14 protein-coding genes are annotated in these 17,207 nt (G+C 48.3%); 4 read left to right on the forward strand and 10 right to left on the reverse strand.

Annotation, left to right across the window (positions count from 1 at the left end; genetic code table 11):
• Positions 1-143: 143 nt before the first annotated feature.
• Complete coding sequence (locus tag AC58QC_RS24245) at positions 144-1,646, reverse strand: MDR family MFS transporter (protein ID WP_497417611.1); 1,503 nt, start codon at positions 1,644-1,646, stop codon at positions 144-146.
• 207 nt (positions 1,647-1,853) lie between these two features.
• Here AC58QC_RS24245 and AC58QC_RS24250 point away from each other — a divergent pair, with 207 nt between their 5' ends.
• Positions 1,854-2,465 (forward strand): TetR/AcrR family transcriptional regulator, encoded by a 612-nt coding sequence (locus tag AC58QC_RS24250; protein ID WP_497417612.1) that lies wholly within the window; start codon positions 1,854-1,856, stop codon positions 2,463-2,465.
• A gap of 75 nt (positions 2,466-2,540) precedes the next feature.
• On the opposite strand, the gene AC58QC_RS24255 is transcribed toward AC58QC_RS24250, so the two are convergent.
• Both AC58QC_RS24255 and rluF read right to left on the reverse strand, forming a co-directional pair.
• Positions 2,541-4,907, reverse strand: a complete 2,367-nt coding sequence (locus AC58QC_RS24255) for a YcdB/YcdC domain-containing protein (RefSeq protein ID WP_497417613.1) — start codon at positions 4,905-4,907, stop codon at positions 2,541-2,543.
• Between the two features lie 209 nt (positions 4,908-5,116).
• Positions 5,117-5,830 (reverse strand): 23S rRNA pseudouridine(2604) synthase RluF, encoded by a 714-nt coding sequence (gene rluF, locus AC58QC_RS24260; RefSeq protein WP_497417614.1) that lies wholly within the window; start codon positions 5,828-5,830, stop codon positions 5,117-5,119.
• 217 nt (positions 5,831-6,047) lie between these two features.
• On the opposite strand from rluF, the gene AC58QC_RS24265 reads away from it, so the two are divergent.
• Positions 6,048-6,362 (forward strand): hypothetical protein, encoded by a 315-nt coding sequence (locus AC58QC_RS24265; protein ID WP_497417615.1) that lies wholly within the window; start codon positions 6,048-6,050, stop codon positions 6,360-6,362.
• 165 nt (positions 6,363-6,527) lie between these two features.
• Entirely contained in the window at positions 6,528-7,148 is a 621-nt protein-coding gene (locus AC58QC_RS24270) for an NAD(P)-dependent oxidoreductase (protein WP_497417655.1), read from the forward strand.
• Between the two features lie 358 nt (positions 7,149-7,506).
• On the opposite strand, the gene AC58QC_RS24275 is transcribed toward AC58QC_RS24270, so the two are convergent.
• The 3 genes from AC58QC_RS24275 to AC58QC_RS24285 form a co-directional block, all read right to left on the reverse strand.
• Positions 7,507-7,815, reverse strand: coding sequence for a hypothetical protein (locus AC58QC_RS24275; protein ID WP_497417616.1), 309 nt, complete (start codon positions 7,813-7,815; stop codon positions 7,507-7,509).
• 128 nt (positions 7,816-7,943) lie between these two features.
• Positions 7,944-10,016 carry an ABC transporter ATP-binding protein gene (locus AC58QC_RS24280; RefSeq protein WP_497417617.1) on the reverse strand — a complete coding sequence of 691 codons (2,073 nt, stop codon included), beginning with the start codon at positions 10,014-10,016 and terminating at the stop codon, positions 7,944-7,946.
• Positions 10,017-10,085: 69 nt separating this feature from the next.
• Positions 10,086-11,831 (reverse strand): ABC transporter ATP-binding protein, encoded by a 1,746-nt coding sequence (locus AC58QC_RS24285; protein WP_497417618.1) that lies wholly within the window; start codon positions 11,829-11,831, stop codon positions 10,086-10,088.
• Between the two features lie 542 nt (positions 11,832-12,373).
• Here AC58QC_RS24285 and AC58QC_RS24290 point away from each other — a divergent pair.
• The gene (locus tag AC58QC_RS24290; protein WP_497417619.1) at positions 12,374-12,547 is read left to right on the forward strand and encodes a hypothetical protein; all 174 of its coding nucleotides are present in this window, start codon (positions 12,374-12,376) and stop codon (positions 12,545-12,547) included.
• A 264-nt stretch (positions 12,548-12,811) separates the two neighbouring features.
• Here AC58QC_RS24290 and AC58QC_RS24295 read toward each other — a convergent pair whose 3' ends face one another.
• The 4 genes from AC58QC_RS24295 to AC58QC_RS24310 form a co-directional block, all read right to left on the reverse strand.
• On the reverse strand, positions 12,812-15,007 hold the full coding sequence (locus tag AC58QC_RS24295; protein ID WP_497417620.1) for a sensor histidine kinase: 2,196 nt from the start codon (positions 15,005-15,007) through the stop codon (positions 12,812-12,814).
• A complete protein-coding gene (locus tag AC58QC_RS24300; protein ID WP_497417656.1) occupies positions 14,985-15,686 on the reverse strand; it encodes a response regulator transcription factor in 702 nt (233 codons plus the stop codon). The genes AC58QC_RS24295 and AC58QC_RS24300 overlap by 23 nt, the downstream gene beginning before the upstream one ends.
• Before the next feature lie 279 nt (positions 15,687-15,965).
• On the reverse strand, positions 15,966-16,220 hold the full coding sequence (locus AC58QC_RS24305) for a hypothetical protein (protein WP_497417621.1): 255 nt from the start codon (positions 16,218-16,220) through the stop codon (positions 15,966-15,968).
• Between the two features lie 389 nt (positions 16,221-16,609).
• Positions 16,610-17,149 (reverse strand): DUF2231 domain-containing protein, encoded by a 540-nt coding sequence (locus AC58QC_RS24310; RefSeq protein WP_497417622.1) that lies wholly within the window; start codon positions 17,147-17,149, stop codon positions 16,610-16,612.
• Between the last annotated feature and the right edge of the window lie 58 nt (positions 17,150-17,207).

Genomic DNA, 17,207 nt, shown 5'->3' on the forward strand with positions numbered 1-17,207 from the left:
GCGTAACTGTGGTCCGAACCGTCCTCACGCATATGTCTGTAAGTATGGCGCTCATATGGGTCTTTTCATAAATAGAAGCCGCCCCTCCAAGTCAATTAACCTTGAGGTGCGGCTCCTATGCACATACATGTAGAGCTTACGTATTAATGACCAACCATCATCGGAATTTCAGCGCCATTCTCGGACTGGCCTTCCACTTTCTTAGGCTTCTGCAGCATCAAACCAAGCAAACCGCCAACAATAGCAATACCAAGTAGAATAAGGAACGTATGCCCGAATGCGGAAGCATATAAGCCTACATCTGGCTTTTGTGCACCTGACTCCACCATCAAGTCCTTAAATTTCGTGCTGAAAATTGTCATCAAGATCGCGATCGCGAAAGACATCATGACTTGCTGCGCCGCGTTCGTCAATGACGTTACACGACCAACCAAGTTCTGAGGTGCTGATTGAATCAAATGATTATTCAGCGGCATCATGAATAGTCCCATACCCGCTCCCAGAAGCGTAAGCGGCAGCATAACCGTCCCTACACCGGAGTCACCAGAAATATTGGAAAGCAATAATGCCGAAATCGTTGTTAGAACCATACCCGCAATAACGAGCGGACGAGCACCGAAACGGTCGGACAGCTTACCGCCGATTGGCATGAACAAACCGGAAGCCAAAGCTTGCGGAAGCATGATCAACCCCGTTTTAAATGGGCTGTATCCATGTGCTTGTTGTAAGAATAATGGTACAAGGAACATCGTACCGAACATGGCAATCTGCGAAATCCATTGTACGATAATCCCTTTGGTGAAGTTTCCTGAACGGAATACGCGAAGCTCCAAGAGCGGATTCTTCTGTCTCAATTCAACAATAATAAATAGAATAAGTGCTACTACACCGACTCCTGAACCGATCAGCGTATCTGCATCTGTCCATGTGGATTTCCCTGTTATTGGATCAATACCACCGTTGGAAACACCGTAAACAAGTGCCGCGAAAGCTAGAGGCCCTAACAGCATACCCAGCAAATCTAGGGAAGCAACGCTCTGACGCTGCATATTTGGCAATGTACGAATACCTAAGATAATACCAATCACACCGATAGGCAGATTAATAAGGAAGATCCACTGCCAGCTGTGATACTCAACTAACCAACCAGCAACAACTGGACCAAGAGCTGGACCTAGTAAGATTGGAATCCCCATCATACCCATGACTGCTCCAACTTTGCCTGGTGGAGATAAACGATAAATGAAGGCCATGGCAATCGGCACAACGACACCGCCGCCTAAACCTTGAATAACGCGGTAAGCAATTAACATTTCAACCGAGTTCGCTAATGCACAAAGACCGGAGCCAATTGTGAAGAGACCTACGGAAATTAAGAAAATTTTCTTGGCACCGAATCGATCCGATAACCAGCCTGCCAACGGAATAACCGCGGCTTGTGCCAATGCGTAGCCAATAACCGTCCATTGAACAAGTGATAAGTTCAACAATTTGAATTCTTCTTGCAGCTTAGGAAGAGCAACGTTTACTGCTGTTCCGTCCAAAATAACCATGAAAATACCAATTACAATCGCTACCAGCGGCCCCAATATGCTGCGCATTGAAAACGGTGCTTCTGTTTCTTTCGATGTTGCTTGTGAAGACATGTAATCCCTCCATCCGATTAATTACTCTCTCTTGTCTATCGTTGACCGTATATAGTATACCCTGTACAATAGTGGCAGACCTATACGAACATCAATAACCTCTGTTGTAAACGGACAGATGTCCGTTTACATTCATGATGCTAACAGAAATTTTGTTTCTTTGTCAATACGAACACAATAAATTAACATCTAATGAGGTGGTTACAGATGTCCATTCGTCATGAACGCAAGGACGCCATGGAAAATCGCCAATTAATACTTCAAACCGCCAAACAACTCTTTCATGATTATGGCGTTCAATCGGTCAGCATGCATCAAATTGCCAAAACAGCGGGCATTGGACAAGCAACCCTCTATCGCAGATATGCGCATAAAGGAGATCTTTGCTTCGATGTTCTTCAGCATTATGGGAGGCAATTCATCAATGAGATCATGTTATATCTTGAGAAGCATCATCAAGCTGCTCCCGTTGATCGACTAACGGGTATTTTGGACCTATGGATCGATGAGATTGAAGAAAAAGCTGAGCTAATCGTTGCAATGTCAACCAAGATTGATTTGAACTGCGAGGATGGCCGCGGCAACTTCTTCCTATCCCCTGTATACCATTTCATCCGCGATAAATTGTCGGAGCTTATTCGCGAATCCATTGGACCCGCACAAGAGCAGCTTCCCGAGCCAGATTTTGCAGCCCATACGATCATTTGCTCGCTCTCACCCATCGGCTATTTTCATATTAAAAACGAAAAAGCCTACACGAAAGAGCATATGAAGGCGCATTATCGTCAGTTGTGCTGCTTACTTTTCAAAAAAACCTAAGCGACTGAACAAAGACCTCTCAAAGTTGAATTGAGAGGTCTTTTGTCGTTTTCACTGATGTCGACTCACGATAGATTAATAGTAATACCGCGGCTTCTCTTGTAATTCGGATCTCGTCTGCAAGAAGCGGTAGAACGCACTCGCTGCCTGCGCTTTCGTCACTTCTTCCTGTGGCGCAAAGTAGCCATCGCTGAGTGTCATAATATTCAGACCTACGACAATAGCCGCATCACCCACGTGCGCCAGCTTAGCAGCATCTGCGAATTGACTGTTAAACACGCCGTCAAATTTCGTTAGACTGTGGTAACCCAGCGCTTTCACGATCAATTGCGCCATCGCTTCACGATCCATCGTAGCTTCCGGATTGAACTCTTTCCCTACATCAAGCAGCCCGCGATCAACCGCATTTTCAACATAGGCAAAATATTTGGAACCATTGCCCACATCGGCGAAGGAAGCCGCCCGGTCAGCTCCGTAATAGATGCCGCCGTTGCCGCCATTCATGGCGATGACAAGCATTTTGACCAACTCACCGCGCTTAATCGTTTGATCGGGATTCACTTTACCGTCCTTCACGTCCAAGGCTTGATAATCAAGCATCAGTTGAAGCTCATTTTGTGCCCAGTGCTTATCAATATCACTCACGAAGACCTTATCCAAAGAGATAACCTCGCCAGACTGCGCGCTGCGCCATTGACCGGACCCGGCATCTAGAAGGAAGCTTTCGCGATTCGAATTTTTGGAAATAAGGGAATAGACGAGCTTCGCTTTCGCTTCCCCTTTGGCATTCGCCGTCGCTGACATAGGAAGCTCTCCTGCAGCCATCATCACGCGGTATTTCTCAATAGGCATAGGTCCGTAATAGCCGTTGCCCTCCAGTACGTAGCCAAGCTTCACATCGAACTGCGCCAGCCACAACTCCTTTGCCTTATCGATTGAAATAACCTCAGGCTTCTGTGCAGGATACGCTACATCACTTAGGGATACATAATAGTTTGAGATGCCTCCTGTTACACGGTCGATGCTGACCCGCACCTCTTCATTGCCCACGGCAACACCGTCAATGACGCGCTTATAGCTGATTTCCCAAGAACGCATCTGCTTCAGCATGTCCTCGGAGTAGTCTTTCTGTACACTCAGCACAAGCTGATCCGTAGAAGCAGGAAGCTGCGCTTTGACAAGGTCCGTGCTTTTCGCAATCGCATCGTCCAATGAAACTTTACCCTCGATCGGCTTGTCGTTTTCATTGCTATAAGGCATGTAGAAGTTGAAATTAGTAATAGCTCCGGTCTTACTGTTCACCGTTGCCCAAACGTTACTTCCCGCAATCATTTTCCCACTTGCTGTAGTATCCGTCGTTGCCTTGCTCCAGCTCATATTCCAGTTCGAGGATGTCTCGCCTGTTTCAGGATTTTTCGATTCATTATAGTTAGCTTCTTGCAGCTTGTAGTCAGAGGATAGACTAAACGTCGATACAACTTTCTTGACTGCTTCTTCCTTCGTCAAGTTCAAGTTAGCTGGCGGATTCGTTCCCAGCGGTTTATCAGTTAAAGGCTTATTGCCGCCACTCAAGCTAGGAATTGGATTCCAGACCTCTCCTGTTGCAGCATCCACTGCAAAGCCGTTCATCAAGTAGGCAATAATCGGAATTCGTTTCCCCTGGGTGTTATAAGGGATCTGATATTGCAAGGAAAGCTCGGCCTTCTCACGGAATTGCTGGACCGCCTTCTCCTTCGAAATCGGTGTGCTCGTTTGATCAAAAACCACAGTATCGTCCCAATTGTACCCATAGCTCGTAATCTGACCGTCACCATTGACGTTGACATTGAGGCCATTGCCTGAGAAGGGAATCCCTCCTACAGAACGATCATAGCGGATATTATATAGATAATTGCCGTCAAGCGGGGTGCGGAACGCTTTTTCTACCGAATCATCGTAGAGAAGCTCCTTCTGCTTCTCTGGGTTTACTTTGGCAACGAATGCAGCAGCAAGCTCCTTCGCAGCTTGAAAATCAACCTTAGGCGGATACGATGGCTTATGGTCAGGATCGTTATCATTCATATTGTAAGACACCAACGTTCCATCCAAACCATTGATGGAGATATTGGCGTAGCCATAGATGCGATCCTTCACCTTTTTCGTATAGTTGATGTTCCAGGTCGGGATATTCTGGCCATTCATCCCATAATACGCATTTAAACTAATCGATTGGAATGTATAATCAGCGGGCAGTGTTATGTATGTTTTTGCGTGTTCTAGCGCTTGTTCTTTGGTAATTTTGGCATCGAGCGCCGAGCTATCCACTTGACCCGGGAAGGCAGGAGATGACATGGAAGCCATTCCTGAACCGGAGGCTTTTTCCGCCCATACCCCTGTTGGGGCAACTGAGAGCAGCAGTGTCGAAGCGAGTACCATCGTGCCTGCTTGTTTCAATAATTTCAAAGTCATCTTCCTCCTTAGTGTTCTCCATACAACATCTGGATCTACGGACTGGCAGCTGCCTGGACGTGTCCAATTGTCACATATTACTTGACGGTGAATTCTGGAAAAAGGTTGCAATTGTTATAGAAATATTTAACAAAAAAAACACATGCTCGAACATCCCCTTGCGCGAATGCTCCTGCATGTGTTGATTTGAATAGTTTAGGTAGCTACCGATCGGAATTGGCCTTCTCCTGGCTAAGTGTCTGCATCAAATCCTTTAACTCGCCTTGCGTCAAATCCCGCCATTTCCCGACCTTCAAGGAGCCCAAATGTATATGCATAATGCGTACACGCTGCAGCCTCACAACGCGATATCCGAACGCTTCGCACATACGGCGAATTTGCCTATTCAGTCCTTGTGTCAAAATAATCCGAAACACCCGCTCATTCACCTGAACAATTTCACATGGCTTCGTCATCGTGCCTAGAATACGCACCCCGCTAGCCATACCTCGTAGAAACATCTGCGTGATCGGACGATTCACCGTTACGATATATTCTTTGTCATGATTGTTCTCCGCACGGAGAATCTGATTCACGATATCCCCGTTATTCGTCAGCAGAATGAGCCCTTCCGAGTCCTTGTCCAATCGGCCGATTGGAAAAATTCGCTCAGAATGCCCCACGAAATCCACGATATTTCCGCGAATATGCGCTTCCGTCGTGCTGGTGATACCCACAGGCTTATTGAGCGCAATGTATACGTGCTCTTTCTTCTCACCAATCGCACGCCCGTCGACCTTAACCACATCTCCAGGACCTACTACACTACCCAGCCCAGCAATTTCACCATTGATCGTTACACGCCGCGCCTCAACCCACTTATCCGCCTCACGTCTGGAGCACACACCGGTTTCACTAATATATTTGTTAATTCTCATGCCCCCGAAGTTCCCTTCTATCCCGTCATCATTTGAACTCAATACCTTCTATTATGCTGGATTCGGGGCGGCGGTTCAAGTCGCCCTTACAAACAGTCCAAGGAATACTAGCACCTTCGATATCTCTCTATCAAAAAATGATATAAACCGACTAGTAGATTCATCCACACCAAATCTCACAATCTAGCATTTACTACCATAGAAGGAGGGATAACCAATGAGCGCAAAAAAAGCAAGAATCGTAAAAGCAGTGTCCACACCTCAAAAAGCGAATCGTAAAACAGATTTAGGTAACGGGTTCCAACGTTTCTTTTTCAATCGTACCATCTCGCCGAACACTTATTTTACCTTCACGTTCCGAGGTGGGGCTTACAAACCGGTAAGTGGCGGATTTTTTATCTCCAATCAAAACTCCTTGCCCGCTTATGCAACCAGCTTCTACAACCAAACCGACACCGTTTATGTGATCACGGTGTACAACCCAACTCTTTTCACACGTGCGATCTCCTTTACATTCGTAGCTAAGCTATAATCGGTGAAAATAAGGCTCCCCCGCCCTCTTAGAACGGGAGCGTAAAAAGAGTGTTAGAAACTAGGACGACCCCCCTTTTACCTGAACGGTGTGGCGGGTCTTTCTACTTCTTGGGTTTTGTTTGTTATACTACATAACAAGATTACATACCGAAGGAGAACGATGATGCACCTTCTACTATTAGGAGCAACGGGCCGTGTGGGGCAGCGTATTCTAGCACAGGCTTTGCAGGATGGACACGAAGTAACCGCTGTCGTGCGGAATATGGATAAAATAACCCTGCGTTCCGACCGGCTCACCTTGCTCCAAGGTGACGCTTGTTCCGCAGCAGATCTGGAGCGCGCCATGACCGGCGTAGAAACAGTCGTGAGCTGCCTTGGCACCGATGGCGGCACAGTGCTGACGGAAGCGACGCCCCTGCTCATCGGGGCGATGAAGGCTGCCGGCGTGAGTCGCGTGGTCACCGTTGGCACCGCCGGCATCCTGCAGAGCCGGGAGCATCCGGGGCTGCTGCGTTTTGAGGCGCCGGATACGCGGCGGTCCTCGACACGCGCAGCCGAGGAGCACCGCAAGGCGTGGGCGCTGCTCGCAGCGTCGGGCCTGAGTTGGACCGTAGTGTGTCCAACGTATTTGCCCGACGGCGAGGCGCAAGGTCAGTTCCGCGCGGAGCGCGAGTTCTTGCCGGACGGCGGGACGTCCATCTCCGTCGGCGACACCGCGGCCTTCACCTACCGCGTCGCGGTGGAGGGCACGTACGTGGGCTGCCGAGTGGGGTTGGCGTATTAGTGGGGGGAGGCCCCCTCACATCCTAGCCAAAAGCTCGAATCCGAACCTGCTGGCCGCAAACCTATAGATTCTCCAGGCCTCCGCAGCAAATAACTGGATTTTATGTTGCTAAATCAGTCGGTTTTCTCCATATTTATCAATTAAATGGATTTTGTGTAGCTAATTTATTAGATTTCCTTCGAAATCATCCATTTTATTGAAATTAGCTGTAGGAAATCCATTTATTCTTTATTTGTGCGGGGAAATGCTAAAATTAACTGGCGTTTTTCCAGTTAATTCGGAGGCGGGCGGGTAGCCCCCACATACAAAAACGGATGAGCGCCATTTCGGCGTCCATCCGTTTTTTTTACTACTTTAGTTAGTTGTTTCGTCTCCTAGACAACTCTCTCATATTGAGCCCTGACACGAGGATTCCGCCAAAGCGGAAAAGGTAGCCGAGCACAGGAATGAGACTGAGAAACGCTAAGACAATGTTGATGATGGTTTTCAGCGTAGTTCCATTGCCCGTAAGGATGGCAAATACCAGATTAACGAAGACCAATGGGATGACCCAAGCGCATGACCATGCATACACAAATGGGATTAAACCCAGTAAATACCCCACTGCAATTGCAATTTCGGACAACAACTGCAGTAAGTTCAAAAGACGAATTGTATCTGAGCGCATAAATTTTCCTCCTTATTAGCACAATCATGAATTAGCTCTATTGTACCATATTGGAAAATTGTAGTCGTTAGCCTTTTGTCGAGTTTCGTCCACGACTCGCGACCGAGTCCTTACGCCCAAGCAACCGGCTACAATCGGCTCGACTCGCTGTCCTCCGTAGCCGCAGCAATCTCCGGATGTCCAGCCTGCAGCTGGTACATCTGGTAGTACCGCCCGAGGAGCCCCATGAGCTCCTCATGATTGCCACGCTCGACGATCTCGCCGTGGTCGAGCACAAGAATCAGGTCGGCGCTGCGAATCGTCGACAGTCTATGGGCAATGATGAAGGTGGTCCGCCCCTTCTTCAACACATCGAGCGCGGCCTGAATGACGGCCTCGGTCTCGGTGTCGATGGAGGCTGTCGCCTCATCGAGGATCAAGATCGCCGGGTCGAACGCCAGCGCCCGGGCAAAAGAGATCAGCTGCCGCTGCCCAGCAGACAGCGTGCTGCCCTTCTCGATGACGGGCTCATCGAGGCCGTGCGGCAGCGCTCCGAGCATTTCCGCTGCGCCAACCTCGCGCAGCGCCGCCTCCACCCGTTCCCGGGTGATGGACGGATCGTCCAAGGAGACATTGGACGCAATCGTCCCCGTGAACAGGAACGGATCCTGCAGCACGATGCCCATGTGCTGGCGAAGCTGCTGCTTCGATAGCTCGCGAATATCGCGGCCATCCACCGTAATGCGGCCGCTGCTTACCTCATAGAAACGGAAGAGGAGGTTCAGGATGGAGCTTTTGCCTGAGCCGGTGTGCCCGACAAGCGCTACCGTCTGCCCTTGCTTGGCCTCGAAGGAGATGTCTTTCAGCACATCCTCCCCTTCTTTGTAGGCGAAGCGAACGTGCTCGAAGCTCACGTGACCCTTGTAACGGTCATCTTTTTCAGCCACAACATCGATCCCTTGCTCATCCAGAAGCTCGAATACCCGGTCAGCGGACACTAGCGCGCGCTCCAAATTCGGCAGCTGATTCACGATACCTACCATCGGATGGAACATCCTGTTGAGGTAATCGACGAAGGCGTAGAGCACACCAACGGTAATCAACGTATTCAGCGAACTGCCGCCAACATACCAGATCAATCCGAAGAAGAATAGGTTCCGCACCACGTTCATCAGATTATGAGAGGTTAAGGAGTTCAGGCTGAGCAGCTTATTTTGGTACCGCGTATATTCCTCGTTCAGAATTTCAAATTCTTCGGTCGTTTCCTTTTGTCGGCGAAAAGCTCGAATGATCGTCATCCCTTGAATCGCCTCATTGATCATGCCGTTGATCGCGCTAATGCGCTCGCGGATTTCATGATTGATCGTGGAAGCGTACTTCCTATAGACGATGATCCATGCCACCAACAGTGGAATAATCGGCAATGTAAAGAGAGCCAAGCGGTAGTCTAATATGAAAATAGCAGCGATAATACCAACGATGTAGATCGTACCCGTAAAAAAGTTCGCCAACACCTGCACATACAGATCCCGAACAGATTCGGTGTCATTGGTGATGCGTGAGACAATTTTGCCAGCAGGCTGATTATCAAAATAATTGATCGGGAGTCGCTGGATTTGTGCGAACACGTCCCTGCGCATGCGCTGAATGATGCGGTTCGCTGCGGATTGCAGTAGAAATTTCTGCCCGTACGTAAAGCCTGCTCCTAGAAAAATCAAGATTACGTAGAACCCCGCGAGCGTCATTAAATTAGCCCATTGCGGCTTATGAAAGGTGTACAGCTCCTGCACACTCAACTGCCGAACCGAATATTCGGCCTGTTTCCCATCTTGTGTAACAAGGAGCTTACCATCGTCCGCAAGCTTTCGGACGCCATCCCAAGGGAGCGCTTGGTCCAGCCATACAAACTTGCCCCCTACTTGCAAAATACGAACCTCTTTCCCCTTCGGCTCGCCTTCCGTGAAATTATCACTCCGCTTATAAAAAGTTGACTCGAAAGCCACTGCCTTCTCGCTCTTCGTCGCAGACTGGGTCTCAAACCATGGCTTCTCGATGCCGAGAATGTGATTATCGATCATGTGCTTCGCAATGAACGGTCCGGCTAGCTCAGTCGCGACGGCCAAGGAAAGGAATACTAGGGCGATGAGCAAGGTTTGCTTGAATTTTGACGCGTATTGGAACAACCGTTTCCCGGTTTGTTTCGTTGATTTCGTTTGTTTCATCAGGAGTCTCACCTACTTTTCGTCTGTCTTTTGTTCTATATATCTAGGGTCTTGATTACAATTTTCGTTTTACCCAACCGTCTGTTCTTCCAGCTGCTGCCGGTCATACTGCTCTTTATACCAGCCGCCAAGCGCTAGAAGCTCCTCATGTGTGCCTTCTTCGATGATATACCCCTCATCCAACACAACAATCCAATCGGCATGCTGTACGGCGGAGAGTCGGTGCGTGGTGATTAGGGTTGTTTTGCCAGCACGCTCGGAGCGAATGCCGCGAATGATCTCGGCCTCGGTCTTCGCATCCACCGCAGAGAGCGCATCGTCGAGCAGGAGTATCTCCGGATCGACATACAACGCCCGCGCGATGGATACACGCTGTTTCTGGCCGCCGGATAAGGCAACACCTTTTTCCCCGACGAGCGTCTGCAGACCTTCCGGGAGGAACTCGACGTCCTTGCGGAATGCTGCCAAATCAAGCGCACGCATCAGTTCCTCTTCGGTGCCTTGCCCCTTGCCGAACATGATGTTTTCGCGGACGCTTTTGGAGAAAAGAATCGGCTCCTGCGGCACATAACCGATCCAGCCATGCAGCGTGTCGATCGCAATCTGCTCGATAGGCGTATCCGTAATCGTTATCGCGCCTTGACCGACAGGATACTCGCGAAGCAGCTGCTTCAGCAGGGTTGTTTTGCCGCTGCCTGTTCGGCCGACAATACCGAGCGTCTGTCCGCGCTCTAACCGGAACGTCATATTAACCAAATTATCAATGGATGAGGACGGGTAACGGAAGGTTACTTTTTCAAAATGGATAGAATCCGGCTTCAGCTGCGTCGCAGCGTTCGGCACTTCTTTGACATCTGGCTTGTAGCCAAGTGTCTCGTTAACACGATCTAAGGATGCATTCCCGCGCTGCATAATGTTCATGAGCTCACCAATCGCAAACATCGGCCAGATCAGCATGCCCAGGAAGGTATTGAAGGACACTAGCTCTCCGAGCGTCAGCTCACTGTGGAACACGAGATAGCCTCCGTAACACAGCCCGATTAGGTAGGAAATACCGACCAGAATTTTGACCGTTGGTTCAAAAAGTGCGTCAATCACCGCTACGGCGATATTTTTCCGATAAACGTCATCCGTCATCGTCGCGAAATTGTGTTCACTTGCCTTCTCCTGCACAAAAGCCCGGATCACCCGAACACCTGCAATAGTTTCCAGGACACGGTCGTTCATTTGACCAAAGGCATCCTGAGCAAGGATAAATCTCTCATGGATGCGGCCGCCATAGATCGTAATCGCGACAGCCATGATTGGAAGCGGCAAAATGGAGGCAAGGGTCAACTTCCAGCTAATGAAGAAGCCCATCATACTAAGAATCGTTAACATGAACAGCGTGGAATCCACGAAGGTCAGAATCCCAAATCCCGCTGTCGTCGACACCGCTTGCAGGTCGTTCGTGGCTCTCGCCATAAGATCTCCTGTGCGGTTACGCTCATAGAACGTTGGCGTCATCTTCAGCAGCTGCCGCATGAAACGAGAGCGAAGCACCCGCTCCAATACGAAGGCGCCTCCGAACAATTGATAAAGCCATACGTAAGACAGCCCGTAGCCAGCTACGATTAATACGCCCCAAAAGGCTAGTAATTGAACCATTTTGGACCCCGTTAATGTGCCCATGTGTATCCCATCAATCGCATAACCAATCAGCTTCGGCGGCATGACATCGATAATTCCTACGATGATGAGCAGCCCGATTGCGAGGCTGTAGCGTTTCCAGTTCATTTTGAAAAACCAAGCTAACTTTTTTAATACCGTAAACATTAGTGATTTCACTCCTCTCAAGTGTTGCTTGTAAGCCTATAGACGCAAAAAGACATACCGCACGCAGCGATATGCCTTCTATGAAACAGAAAAGCGCTCGTTACGAACATCTTCGTAACCCGCGCTTCTTAACTTAGCGTATAGGAAGGGGTGCTAGCAGATGAGCATGCAAATCAGACGCTCGAGCCAGCCAGCGGGTTACCATCTATGAAATTAGGTTGGACGTGTGTCCGCTTATGTTGCGCTTTAGGATCCAGAAACATAATTCTCATTGTGTAACCCCCCTTTTCGTTTTTTTAGTAAGCACGTATGGTGCCGCCAACTTTTCCAAAAGATGTATTTTCGAACCTTACAGGGTGATCTTACCATCCCACTTCTGAACGTGTCAATCGGAGAAAAAGACTATAACGCAACTATCCGAGCCCAACTTTTCCGATTTCTATACTCGTGATGTGAAGGCTTCCAACTGTCACACATGTTTCATAATCATCGCGCATATTGATAGATTAGGAGTTCATCGCGCCTCAAAGGAGTGAATGTACATGGTCGATCAAGTGTTTGCGTTAATGGGATGGATTGTGGGATTCGGAACGATCATAGGCGGTGTCATTGCAGCTATAGCTAGGTTTGTCTCGAGGGACTCGACAGCCTATGACATGATCTTTTTGTGGGACAACCGGTATACGTTGGAGGAGTTAGAGTTGGAGTTAAAATAAAAGAGAGAGGGTGTCCCGAAGCCATGAATATGGCGTGGGGCCCTCTCTCTTTCATTCATACAGTTGTGAAACCTGCAAAAGTACAACCTTTTTTATCGAAATAACTGTTCTATTTGAAATGCTTACAAAAGTGCAACTATTTCTGCCCAAACTATCATTTGGGTACCCTTTTGGGCCTAAAGGATGCACTTTTGCACTAATTTATCGATGTGTAGCCATATTCACCTAAAATAAGTGTATTTTAGCAATTTTGACCATTTATACTTACGCCTCCGGTGCAGTCAGCAAATCACGTTTTTCAAATTCGGCAATAACCTTGAATTGGTCACCGTCAATGTCAATCGTCAGCGTGCCGCCTTGCAGCTCAACGATGCTCTTAGCAATCGCGAGACCGAGGCCGGAGCCTTCCGTAAAACGGGACTGGTCACCGCGTTTGAAGCGTTCGAACAGCTCCTCTACGCCATAATTGAGCTCGTGGAGCGAGATATTCTGAATGATGAGGATGACGCGCTCTTTATTTTCCGTCAACGTGACGTAAACACGTGTTCCTGGCAAGGCGTATTTCAAAGCGTTGCCTATGAGGTTCTCGAAGACGCGCCACGTTTTTTTGCCATCCAACAGGGCATACATGTGCGGGCTTTGCACGTTTACGCGGAAAGTGAGCGTAGACGTTTCGATTTTGTCGCTGAACTCCGCTAAGGCCTGCGTCAGCAGGGCGGAGACGTCGACTTTTTCCCACAAAAGCTCAGTTGCTCCGCTTGCCATCTTCGATGCCTCGAAGAGATCTTCGATGAGTACCTTGAGCCGCTGCGTTTTCCGATCGAGCACCTCGAGGTAGTGGGTGGATTGATCAGCGGACAACCCTTCCTTTTTAAGCAAATCAACATAATTGATAATTGATGTTAAGGGTGTTTTCAAATCATGTGAAACATTCGTAATCAGCTCTGTTTTGAGACGATCGCTGACGCGTTGTTTCTCTAGCGAAAGCTGCAAGCCATATTTCATATTGTTAATGTTCATCGCCATGCGGGAGAGCTGCCCTTTTCCTTTGGCAGGGAGGGTTACATCAAAGTTGCCTTGCGACATTTGTTCCACGCCTTTGATAATGGCACGAAGCTGCTTGATCTTCCGCATCATGTAAGGCAGTACCACGAGTAGGAACATGATGTACCAAGCGAACGTAAAGACGACAACAAACTCTTCTCCCTCCGAAGCAACTACACAAACGGGCAGGAAGCCCATAATCGCGATGATCGCCATAAAGACCAACAGTTTGAATCGCAAGCCTCGCTGTTCAAGCGTATCTTTCGTGGTTTGCCAGAAGGACGCCGTTAGACTGCTGCTCCATTCTTTGGCGAGCTCTTCCGGATGTATAAGCAATGCGAAAGCACCACGAAGGCCGCTGCTCACAATGATAAGCAAAGCGGAAGCAATGATAACGATACTTATTTGATATAAGCTGATATATGTTGGAGACCAGTAATAGATCTCACAATCCATCAGGATACCAAACAGCGCAACTGTCGCGATGAAGGTCGTCCAAGCTCGAACATCCACCGGAAAGCGTTCCCTTACCACCGTTTGGATATGGATTAGCGTCATGTTATCAGCCCGAAATTTCCTTGCAAAGTAGGTTAGCGCGATTGTGAGAACCACAAGAGCTGCGAACAAGTAAACCGTTGCTGTCGCTTGCTGCTTCATGGACTGGTAAGAGAGATAATCCGCTTGAATAATGCCCGAGCCTTGCGATGGGTTTAAGATGTAGTACGTAGCTTTGACCTGATCATAGTTCATTGCGTACAACATTCTGTTCGGTTCGTCTATTGCGGGTAATGTCAGTGTATATATGAACGCTTGCTGATCTTGCAATTTTTGCAGCGCTTCAGGTGCGATATTGCTATAGGTTTCACCTGTTTTTAAGTCTTTCACGACGTAGTAAAGCGATTTTAGACGGTTATCCAGATTCGTCTTGGCTGCCATGAATTGCTTTTGCTTAGCCGCAATTGCCACCTTAAGCTTTTGTTCAAAAGTGGCGTCCTTTTCCTTATTCAACTCCGCAATTTTCGTATCTCTCTCAGCTTCCAGCCGATCTACCTCTGAATTGTCTTGACGGTCGCGAGCCGTGTCGATACGCGAGCTGTACTTCTGCTCCAAATTGTTGATGCGATCTTGTACGGTCCGCTCCGCTTCACGCTTCACGTTATAATATTCATTATTGCCGAGCTGCTCTTCCGGCGTTTTCTCACTAAAATGCGGAGCCTCCAGATGATACAACTGAATGTTCTGATAAACGGAATTCATTTCCCTGGCGAATGCCCCGCTTTTGAAATAAGCGTCCTCACCGAAGTACACGCTGTTCTTATAGACATTCGTTGCCGCGAATAACGTCAATGTCCACATGATGAAAACACTGCCCAGCAGCACCAGTGAGAGTGATTTACTTCTCCATTTTATACCCAACACCCCACACCACCTTCAAATATTTAGGATCTTTCGGATTAATTTCGATTTTCTCGCGAATTCTGCGCACATGCACAGCCACGGTATTCTCAGCGTTGAAGGCGGGATCTTTCCACACCTTTTCATAAATGTCATCGATGGAAAAAACACGGCCTTTATTCACCATCAACAGCTCCAAAATTTTGAATTCTGTTGGGGTCATGCGCACTTCCTCGCCATCGACCGTGACCTCCTTGGTAACTTGATTGAGCACAAGGCCGCGGACGCTTAATTCCTCACTTGTCGCCTTTTCCGTTCCAAATGGACCCAGCGTTGTGTAGCGCCGCAGCTGCGACTTCACTCTGGCGATGAGCTCCAGCGGATTGAATGGCTTCGTTAAATAATCGTCAGCGCCGACATTAAGGCCCACAATTTTGTCTGTATCCTCCGTTTTGGCAGAAAGCATCAGGATCGGGACATTGCAGCTCTCTCTAATCTTGAATGTCGCTTGTATCCCGTCCATCTTCGGCATCATAATATCGAGGATGATCAAATGGATCTCCTTTTCCTCCAGCACTCGCAGCGCTTCCAGGCCGTTATTCGCTTTGCTGACTTCCATGCCTTCGCCTTTCAAATAGATCTCTATCGCTTCCTGAATGTCGATATCGTCATCGACGACAAGCACTTGGTATCTCGTCACGTCCACGCCCTTTTTCTTCATCTCACTTTAACCCCGCGGTACTAGCCTAATAATACTAGACACTATTTACAAAATAGTTCATATAAATCTTACGAAATTATGAAGACAAGGCTGACAAATTATTCGTCTCTTAGTGTAGCACGGAAGTACCCGTTTCATCATGAGGTCTGTACTAGCAGAAAGCGTTGGAAAACGTAAAAAAGCCGTTTCCACTGTAGTTGTGAACTACGGGATACGGCTTTTCTACATAATTTTAATTTCTTCATTTGCAAAATTCGTTTATTCCAAACTATCCAGCCTTGCCTTGTCCTCGTCTAAGGATTCCATAGCTTGCTGCACTGCGGGGCTGTCCGATTGAAGACATGCCTGGGCTACTGCATTTTCCGCCTTGGAGATGGCATTGTTAGCTTCATCAACCGTTTGGGCTGTAGGGTGAGATAGGGCATGATTTACGGCTTGGTGAACGTTATCGACCGAATTTTGTGCGGATGAGATCGGGTTTTGCGATTGTAAGCTTGAGTCAACCTTTGTCATATCGTGGTCGTTACCTCCTGATGCGTTATGCATTACCTCTGGTAGGATGAGGTATTTGAAGCCATTTTATTCGTAGCTTACTCGCTATCCCATGTTACTTCCCCAGAAATAAGCTCGTGAAAAGTGCCTATTCCTTCTATCATCGACGTATTTGGATAAATAAGCACTCCACATAAGCTTATTTCCTGCATCACGTCGCACTTCGACCCTTTTGTGCCGAAATAAGCACTCCGGGAGTGCTTAAGAGGTAAACCGCAGGGACTTTCGGGCAAATAAGCACTCTCAGAGTGCTTATTTTTGAACGAACGCGTCGGGAGTGCCCTCTGACTAATATGCATACTGCAAAAAAGGGATATCCAGCAGCTGCTCAGCGCGGACACCCCTGTTTATTATTTGGCTGGTGCAGGAGAAGCCTGTCCACCCTGTTGCTGCTGCGCTGGGCCTCTCTGTCCTTGGTCGCCTTGAGCTCCACCGTTCCCACCGGGGCCGCCTTGCATACCTGGTCCACCCTGCATCATGCCAGGACCGCCTTGCATATCACGGTGTACCATTTTGCCGCCAAGATGTCCTGTGTAGCTAACTAGAACCACCACCACTAGTGAAGCAATGAGGTAGATCAGGTTGCGACCAAGCTCGAGCTTTTTCCAAATGAGCAATCCAACACGTACAGCGGCCAGTATAATGGCCGCGAACATCGTTAGCTTCGCATAGAATTCATGGGTGCCAACAAGCGTGTTCCGTGATTCCGGCCCCGTCAAGACACCGGCAATCGCGCCAAGCGCCCCGACAACAAGGCAAAGCATACCGGCGGAATGCCACTCCTTCTTTTTAAGAATAAGGGCTGCAACATCAAAAACAAAGCTGAAAATTAAAAGCGCAATTGGAACGTGTGTGAATATAAAATGTAGATTTTTCATTATGTAGTCCATGCCATCCACTCCTTCGTCATACGGAAAATAGTTACACTACAAATTGTAGTGTTAGAGG

The organism is Paenibacillus sp. J22P51, from assembly GCF_059692215.1.

Excerpts from the sequence above, each read along its gene's own strand:
- AC58QC_RS24265 (WP_497417615.1), top strand. The coding sequence starts at position 6,048 with ATGAGCGCAAAAAAAGCAAGAATCGTAAAAGCAGTGTCCACACCTCAA.
- AC58QC_RS24310 (WP_497417622.1), bottom strand. The coding sequence starts at position 17,149 with ATGGACTACATAATGAAAAATCTACATTTTATATTCACACACGTTCCA.
- AC58QC_RS24290 (WP_497417619.1), top strand. The coding sequence starts at position 12,374 with ATGGTCGATCAAGTGTTTGCGTTAATGGGATGGATTGTGGGATTCGGA.
- AC58QC_RS24275 (WP_497417616.1), bottom strand. The coding sequence starts at position 7,815 with ATGCGCTCAGATACAATTCGTCTTTTGAACTTACTGCAGTTGTTGTCC.
- AC58QC_RS24285 (WP_497417618.1), bottom strand. The coding sequence starts at position 11,831 with ATGTTTACGGTATTAAAAAAGTTAGCTTGGTTTTTCAAAATGAACTGG.
- AC58QC_RS24305 (WP_497417621.1), bottom strand. The coding sequence starts at position 16,220 with ATGACAAAGGTTGACTCAAGCTTACAATCGCAAAACCCGATCTCATCC.
- rluF (WP_497417614.1), bottom strand. The coding sequence starts at position 5,830 with ATGAGAATTAACAAATATATTAGTGAAACCGGTGTGTGCTCCAGACGT.
- AC58QC_RS24245 (WP_497417611.1), bottom strand. The coding sequence starts at position 1,646 with ATGTCTTCACAAGCAACATCGAAAGAAACAGAAGCACCGTTTTCAATG.
- AC58QC_RS24250 (WP_497417612.1), top strand. The coding sequence starts at position 1,854 with ATGTCCATTCGTCATGAACGCAAGGACGCCATGGAAAATCGCCAATTA.
- AC58QC_RS24280 (WP_497417617.1), bottom strand. The coding sequence starts at position 10,016 with ATGAAACAAACGAAATCAACGAAACAAACCGGGAAACGGTTGTTCCAA.
- AC58QC_RS24270 (WP_497417655.1), top strand. The coding sequence starts at position 6,528 with ATGCACCTTCTACTATTAGGAGCAACGGGCCGTGTGGGGCAGCGTATT.